General features: G+C 67.4%; 5 protein-coding genes, 1 tRNA gene and 1 other RNA gene. 4 read left to right on the top strand and 3 right to left on the bottom strand.

Translation table 11 applies throughout. The annotated features are described in order from the left end of the window. Window positions 1-91, bottom strand: an RNA gene (gene ffs, locus ACTIAO_RS16510) — signal recognition particle sRNA small type. Window positions 92-205: 114 nt separating this feature from the next. Here ffs and ACTIAO_RS16505 point away from each other — a divergent pair. Genes ACTIAO_RS16505 through ACTIAO_RS16495 form a run of 3 tightly spaced genes read left to right on the top strand, consistent with a single transcriptional unit; the run spans window position 206 to window position 4,602 of the window. Continuing rightward, complete coding sequence (locus ACTIAO_RS16505; RefSeq protein WP_441907205.1) at window positions 206-1,177, top strand: AAA family ATPase; 972 nt, start codon at window positions 206-208, stop codon at window positions 1,175-1,177. Between the two features lie 4 nt (window positions 1,178-1,181). Beyond that, window positions 1,182-2,381 carry a DUF58 domain-containing protein gene (locus tag ACTIAO_RS16500; protein WP_441907204.1) on the top strand — a complete coding sequence of 400 codons (1,200 nt, stop codon included), beginning with the start codon at window positions 1,182-1,184 and terminating at the stop codon, window positions 2,379-2,381. Further along, complete coding sequence (locus tag ACTIAO_RS16495; protein WP_441907203.1) at window positions 2,368-4,602, top strand: transglutaminase family protein; 2,235 nt, start codon at window positions 2,368-2,370, stop codon at window positions 4,600-4,602. Before ACTIAO_RS16500 ends, ACTIAO_RS16495 begins: the two co-directional genes overlap by 14 nt. Before the next feature lie 18 nt (window positions 4,603-4,620). Here the strand turns inward: ACTIAO_RS16495 and trhO are convergent, their stop codons facing one another. Then, window positions 4,621-5,520: an oxygen-dependent tRNA uridine(34) hydroxylase TrhO gene (trhO, locus tag ACTIAO_RS16490; RefSeq protein WP_441907202.1), complete on the bottom strand. Its 900-nt coding sequence runs from the start codon at window positions 5,518-5,520 to the stop codon at window positions 4,621-4,623. After that, window positions 5,517-6,851: an LssY C-terminal domain-containing protein gene (locus ACTIAO_RS16485; protein WP_441907201.1), complete on the bottom strand. Its 1,335-nt coding sequence runs from the start codon at window positions 6,849-6,851 to the stop codon at window positions 5,517-5,519. Before ACTIAO_RS16485 ends, trhO begins: the two co-directional genes overlap by 4 nt. Before the next feature lie 101 nt (window positions 6,852-6,952). On the opposite strand from ACTIAO_RS16485, the gene ACTIAO_RS16480 reads away from it, so the two are divergent. Beyond that, window positions 6,953-7,040: transfer RNA gene (locus ACTIAO_RS16480), tRNA-Ser, on the top strand. Window positions 7,041-7,183 lie beyond the last annotated feature (143 nt).

Raw genomic sequence — 7,183 nt, 5'->3', positions numbered from 1 at the left:
GACCCTCCGCGCACCCAGCAGAGCCCGGTTACCCTTGCTACGTTTCCGTCCTGGGGGAATTGGCCTGGATGCCGTCACGCGGAGAGCCTCGGACAGTCTACCTGCCCGCGCGCGTGGTCGAGAACGGGTGAGCGAACTGCCCGGCCTGCTGCAGGCCGCACGGGTTAAGATCGGATGACAGCCGACCGACGAGGAGAGGCAACGGATGGACGACACCCGGATCACGGCGGAGCAGTTCGCGACGCAGACGTCGGCGATCCTGGCATCCATCGACGAGGTCATCGACGGCAAAGCAGACGCGGTGCGCAGCGCGCTGGTCTGCCTGCTGGCCGAGGGGCACCTGCTCATCGAAGACGTTCCGGGCGTCGGCAAGACCATGCTCGCGCGGGCGCTGGCTGCGAGCGTGGATGCTACGGTCCGGCGCATCCAGTTCACCCCTGACCTGCTGCCGGGTGATGTCACCGGGGTGAGCGTCTACAACCCCGTCGACCGCGAGTTCGAATTCAAGCCGGGTGCCGTGTTTGCGCAGATCGTGCTCGCCGACGAGATCAACCGCTCCTCCCCCAAGACGCAGTCCGCGCTGCTGGAGGCGATGGAAGAGGGCCAGGTCACCGTCGATGGCCGCACTCACCTGCTCCCCGATCCGTTCCTCGTCGTCGCGACGCAGAATCCGCTCGAGATGGAGGGCACCTACGCACTGCCTGAGGCGCAGCGCGACCGCTTCATGATGCGCATCTCGATGGGATATCCGGATGCTGCAGCCGAAGCGCTCATGCTCCGTCAGCGCGACAGCGTGAACCCGCTCTCGGCGATCCGGCCGGTGGCCGATGCCGCGGCGATCACCCGCATGATCGCGTGGGCGCGCTCGGTGCACGTCTCCCCCGCCATCGAGGAGTACGCGGTGGCGCTGGCGCAGGCCACCCGCAACGACCCCAGCCTGCACCTGGGTGCCAGCCCGCGTGCCACGCTGCAGCTGGTGCGCGCCGCGAAGGTCTGGGCGGCACTGGAGGGCCGTGAGTTCGTCATCCCCGACGATCTGACTGCCCTCATCCTCCCTGTCTTCGCGCATCGCCTGCTGCCGGCACGCGGGGTGCATCGGGCAGGAGCGCAGCCCGTCGAGGCTGCGCTCGGGCAGATCGTCGATCGCGTGCGCGTGCCGCTCACCGCCCGCGCATGACATCATGCGTTCACGTCGACCTCTGACCTTTCGCGGCCTCGCCGCGCTACTGATCGGGCTTATGTGCGCGGTCGCGGCAAATCTGATGGCGGCGCCGATTCTCCTCTACGTCACCGTGCTCCTGTTCGCACTCGTCATCGTCGCAGTGATCGCGGTGCACGCACCTCGGCGGGGCGGCTCGGTGAGCCGGCGCATCTCCACCGATCTGCTCACGGTCGGCGAGGAGTCGCAGGTCGCCGTGCGGTTCGATCTGCGCGCGCTGCGGGTTCCGTTCGGAGCCTGGGAGGATCTACTGCCGGATGCCGTAGCCGGAGAGGCCTCGGGAGATTTCCCCACCGACAACGGCACGCACATCCGCTACGCCATCACGGGGGTGCGGCGCGGGGTGTGGCCGGTGGGACCGCTGTCGCTGCACACGATCGACCCATTCGGCCTGGCCCAGCGGGTGCAGGAGTTCGGTGACAGCCGCACCGTGATCGTCGTACCGGAGGTCGTGCCGCTCGCATCGATGACGAGTGCTGCCGGAATCGCCGGCGGCACCGCGCACACCGCGGCATCACGGCTCGGACAGGGCAGCGACAACCTGTCCCCGCGGTACTACGTCTCCGGTGATTCGATGCGGCGCATCCACTGGCGGGCGACCGCCCACCGCGGCGACCTCATGGTGCGACAGGAAGAAGAGGAGTCCAGTCCCGATGCCGTCGTGATCCTGGACCGGACCGCTCGGCGGTGGAGCCGCACCGGATCGGACGCGGATCCTGACTTCGAGATCGCCGTCGAGGCGTGTGCTTCGATTGCGCTGCACCTCGTCCAGGAGGGCTACAGCGTCGACATCCGGGATTCAGCCGGCACCGAGCTCGGGACGCTGCGCGGTCAGGAAGACGAGCGCGACTCCCTGCTGGTCGCACTCGCCATGGTGAGCCCGCAGGGTGAAGGACGCGATATCGCCAGCCTGTTCGATGGGACTCCACCCGGGCCGCTGGTGATGATCACGGGCAGTTTCAGCGACGACGATGCGGCACAGCTGCATCATGGCGGCGCCGCGGCGCCCATCCTCCTGGTGACCGATCCGGGCCAGGACGCGATCGAATCCGCCGCGGCTCTCGGGTGGTCGAGCGCTCGCCTCGACACGGACGTCGCAGCAGCCTGGGAAGACGCACTCGCGGACCACGTCACCCCCGGAAGCAGCCATGTTCCGCGCTGAGCCGGGAGCGGGGTCCGGCCGTGGCGCCGGGGCCATCGTGCTCGCCGAGCGAACTGCGAGACGTGACCGCGCCCTTGCGGCAGCCCTTCTGACGGCGTGCGCGGGAGTCGTCTCACTGTGGCCGTACACGTCGGTTGTCGCCGCCGGGAGTTGGTCGTCGATCAGCGTCACCGTGATCGTTCTCGTCGCGCTGAGCGGATTCGTCGTTCGGCGGTTGCGCATCGGCCGATTCATGCGCGGCCTGCTGACTGTGCTCGCACAGTGCGTCATCGCGATTGCGGCTCTGACTGCGCTACTGCTCCCCCAGAGTGCGGTGCTGGGCGTCATCCCGACGGGCAGCACGCTCTCCGCTGTCGGCCGCCTCGCCGCCCAGGCCATCGAGCAGGTGCAGTTCGGCACGGCGCCGCTCGCCAATACGCTCGCCCTCGGCGTCATGCTCGGTATCGGCTTCGCGCTGGTCGCGATCATCCTCGATCACCTCATCGCCACCCGCTTCGCGTTGACCGCCGCGATCGTGGTGGTCGTCGTCGGTGCCATCCCGATGATCGTCACGCTGGGTGAGGCGAACCTGCCGTGGTTCGTCGTGTTCGCCGTGCTGACTCTCTTCCTGCTGCGATACAGCGTCCGGGGCGATGGCCGCTCGCCGAAGCACACCTCCACCGCCGTCGCCCTCGGCACGGGCGCTGCGGCGATCGCGGCGGCGCTCGTAATCACACCGCTCCTGCCGATCTCCACAACGTGGGTGGGCGCGGGGACGAGTGCGCAGCTGGACCCCTCGCTGCGATTGGGGGAAGACCTGCGCCGCCCGACTCCGTTCACAGTCATGACGCTCGCGACGAATGCTCCGACTGCCCCATATCTGCGCATCGCGACCCTGTCCGAGTTCAACGGTTCGACATGGGCAGCCGATGATGCCGATCTGCAGCCGACCAGCGACGGTTTCGGCACCGCCGACTGGGCAGACGATATCGAGGCCGTCGAGCGCCGCACCTCGATCCGCATCACCGGTATCTCGGGGTCCTGGCTTCCGGTGCCGTACGCGGCGACGAAGATCGTCGGCGCGTCGTCAGGCTGGCAGACGATGCCGTCCAACCGTACGGTCACGGCGGAGAATCAGGATGCCGCCAACGAGGACTACACGGTCACTGCGGCCGTGGCGCAGCCGACACGAGAACAGATCCAAGCGGCATCCGCCACGCCGCAGGCCGGTATGGAGGTGCCCGAGCTCGTCGCCGTGACCGCGCGGAGTGTCACCGCTGACGCGGCGAACGACTACGACCGCCTCATCGCGATGCAGACCTGGTTCCGCTCGCAGTTCGAGTATTCCCTGGATGCTCCCGTCGACGGCGACTTCGACGGGACGGGCACAGACGCGGTCGAAGAGTTCCTGCGGGTGCGCTCGGGGTACTGCATCCACTTCTCCGGTGCATTCGCCCTGATGGCGCAGGCGCTCGAGATGCAGGTGCGCGTCGTGGTCGGCTACCTGCCCGGTTCCCTCACCGACGAGAAGCGCGGTGACGAATCCATCTACACGGTCGACAGCGACCAGCTGCACGCCTGGCCCGAGGTGCACTTCGAAGGCGTCGGCTGGGTGCCATTCGAGCCGACGGCCTCGCTGGGCACACCGACCGACTTCCTGCCCGCGGCGACGACCGGTGGGTCCTCCGGCGATGGGGCGGCCCCCGAGGCATCCGCCGAACCGACAGCCGCCCCGACGCAGGACCCGCGGGTCGATGAGGATCAGGGCGGTGCGGCGGCGACGGGTGACGATGCGCTCCAGCGGCTGGATCCCACACCGGTCGTCCTCGTCAGCGTCGGCATCCTGATCGTGCTTCTCCTTCCGGCCCTGGTGCGCCGCGGCGTGCGGATGCGTCGGAAGCACCGCGCGCAGCGCGGTGATGCGGGTGCTGTCTGGCAGGAGGTCCGCGCCACGCTCCTCGACCTGCGCCTGCCGGTATCGGATGCCGACACACCACGCATGCGCGGTGCGGAGCTCATCGAGCGTGGCGTGGATCCCGCCGCAGTCGGCGTGCTCGTGGATGCTGTCGAGCGAGCGAGCTACGCCCCGACCGGCGCCGATGCGGCTGATCTTTCGAAACCACTCGGTCGAGTGATCGTCGAACTCGCTCGCAGCGTCGACGTGCGAGACCGGGTGACGTCGGTTCTGCTTCCGACGTCGCTGTTTACATCGCGCGCCTCACGGGCCACGGCATCCGTCTGACGTCTCAGCGAGATTGCGTCAGCGGGCCGACTCCGCGGCGTGCTCGGCGCAGGCCACCGCATCGCAGGCTTCGCACACGACGAACTGGCGGCGGCATGAGGGATCGGGGCAGTTCGCGGTGCGCTTCGTCGACGCCCCGCATCCGACGCAGCGCCCGATCGTGGCGGCGTGATCGCTGAAGTCGACGGATTCGCGCTTGTCGAAGACGTAGAGCGACCCCTCCCACAGCCCGTCGTCACCGTACTTCTCGCCGTAGCGGACGATGCCGCCATCGAGCTGGTACACCTCGCCGAATCCGCGTGCGACCATGAGGCTCGAGAGGACCTCGCAGCGGATGCCGCCGGTGCAGTAGGTGACCACGGGCTTGCCCTTGAGGTCGTCGTATGCACCGGAGTCCAGCAGATCCACGAAGTCCCGGGTGGTGTCGGTGTCGGGCACGATCGCGTCCTTGAACCGTCCGATCTCCGCCTCGAGCGCGTTGCGTCCGTCGAAGAACACGACGTCGTCGCGGGAAGCGATCAGCGCGTGCAGATCGTCGGGTGCGAGGCGGACGCCACCGCCGACGACTCCGTTCTCATCGACATCGAGTTCACCGGGAGCGCCGAACGAGACGATCTCCTCCCGCACCTTCACGCTGAGCTTGGGGAAGTCCAGGCTCAGGCCGTCGGCATCCAGTCCCGTGCCTTCGCTCCACTTGATGTCGGTGTCGGCGAATGCCGCATAGGAGCGGAATGATCTCGCCCACTTCTTGACCACGGGAAGATCGCCACCGAGAGTTCCGTTGACGCCGTCCTTCGAGATGATCAGTCGTCCACGCAGCCCGAGCACCTCGCCGAGGTCCCGCTGCCACACTCGGATCGCTTCCGGGTCGGCGAGAGGAGTGAAGACGTAGAAAAGAACGATCTTGGGGGTGCTCACGGTGCAATTTTAGATGCGCGTCCCCGCGATTTCGGTGTGCGTCGCCGTGCCCAGGCAGCCGCCGATTCGCTCGACAGGCAGAGCAGGCTGATGCACTGCACCGATGCCGCCAGCAGCGCCCAGTCCAACCCGAGCACCGTGCTGCCATCGAGATAGTCGATCGCCATGGCGAAGATCTCCAGGGTGATCAGGGCGATCAGCACGGCACGCGATCGCCGCCCGCGGCGCAGGACGAACCAGCTCATGATCAGCTGTCCGATCGTGAACAGCGCGAATATCGCGAGCACCACGACCAGCACGACCGTCTCAGCGGGGTCGTCGATGAGATCAAGGGTTGCTCCCAGCTCCCGGTCGGTGAACACATCGACCAGCTGCAGCAGTGCGACAGCGGCGATCAGCACGACCGCGGCCATCACCGTGAGGGGGACGCGCGAGATGCCTGGCGCAGTCCCGAGCTCCGCGGCCTGCGCCTCTGCCTCCACCGGGCTCCGCGGAGGAACGACCTCACTGACATCCAGGATCGGAAGGTTCCCGTCCGTGACGAACCGGTCCCCGCCACCGTTGCGCGAGTGGTAACCGGTGGTGAAATCACGCAGCACGCGGACCCGAACCGCCGGGTGACCGGCATTCGCCGTGGAGACCACGTGATCACGCTCCACGTCAGTGTTCTCATCGATGCGGTGCGTGACCTGCAGCGTGAACAGCGAGATCCCGACATCGGTGTCGTAGGTGGCCGCCCCCAGCCAGTCCGCGTGCGCGCCGCCGGGCAGCAGCCATCCGGGTGGGCAGTGCCAGAACCGCACGTGATGACGCTGTTTGGGGTTGCCTTCGACCTCCTGCTGGTACGCGACATCGTGTCGGCGTCCGAACAGCATGAGTGAGGAGACCGGAGCGGTCGGATAGCTGCGGCGGGTGATGGTCGACATGATGATGCGCCATGTCGAGCCAGCTGTGATCGGGTCGGCCGTGTGCCAGCCGGCCGCGGCCATCGCCGCGTCGAGCTGTTCTGCCGAGCCGTCGACTCCGAGGTTCACCGGATCGCCGAGCAGGCCGTCAGAGGTGCGTGTACGGCCGAAGAAGTAGTCGGGAACGTAGAGGTCCGAGAGCAGACGGTGCAGGCGGGGAAGCACCAGATACGCCGTGATCGCCCAGATCGGAATGAACCACACCAGAGCCCAGGGTGTGCGCAGCCCCTGGATCGCGATGATCGACGCTAGCCATACGGCCGATGCCGCCCCGATCAGGAACGCTGCGCGATCGAAGACGGTCGCCGGAGGAACCGGTTGCTGCATCTGCAGCATCCATCTGCGTCGGTGGGATGGCTCGTTCACGCGCTCTCCTGCGGGAGTCGACCTGGGTTCCTCCACTTTAGGGCTCGCTGGGCTGGCGCGGCAGGCTGAATCGATCGGATAGACTGTTCAGGTTGTTCCTTGGTGATGTGTCCGAGCGGCCGAAGGAGCACGCTTGGAAAGCGTGTGTTGTGCAAGCAACCGCGGGTTCGAATCCCGCCATCACCGCCAAAATCGAAGGCCCCGACTCACCTAGAAAACACTAGGAAGTCGGGGCCTTCGCTCGCTCCGGTACGGCTCTCCTCCTGGGCGCGCCGGCCCGAGGTGCCTCACCTAAAAGTGAGCGCGAAGGATGATGCGGTGCCTCACATATT

The sequence above is a fragment of the Microbacterium sp. genome (assembly GCF_052099035.1).
Lineage (GTDB): Bacteria > Actinomycetota > Actinomycetes > Actinomycetales > Microbacteriaceae > Microbacterium.
This window is presented reverse-complemented; position numbering and strand designations above follow the sequence as displayed.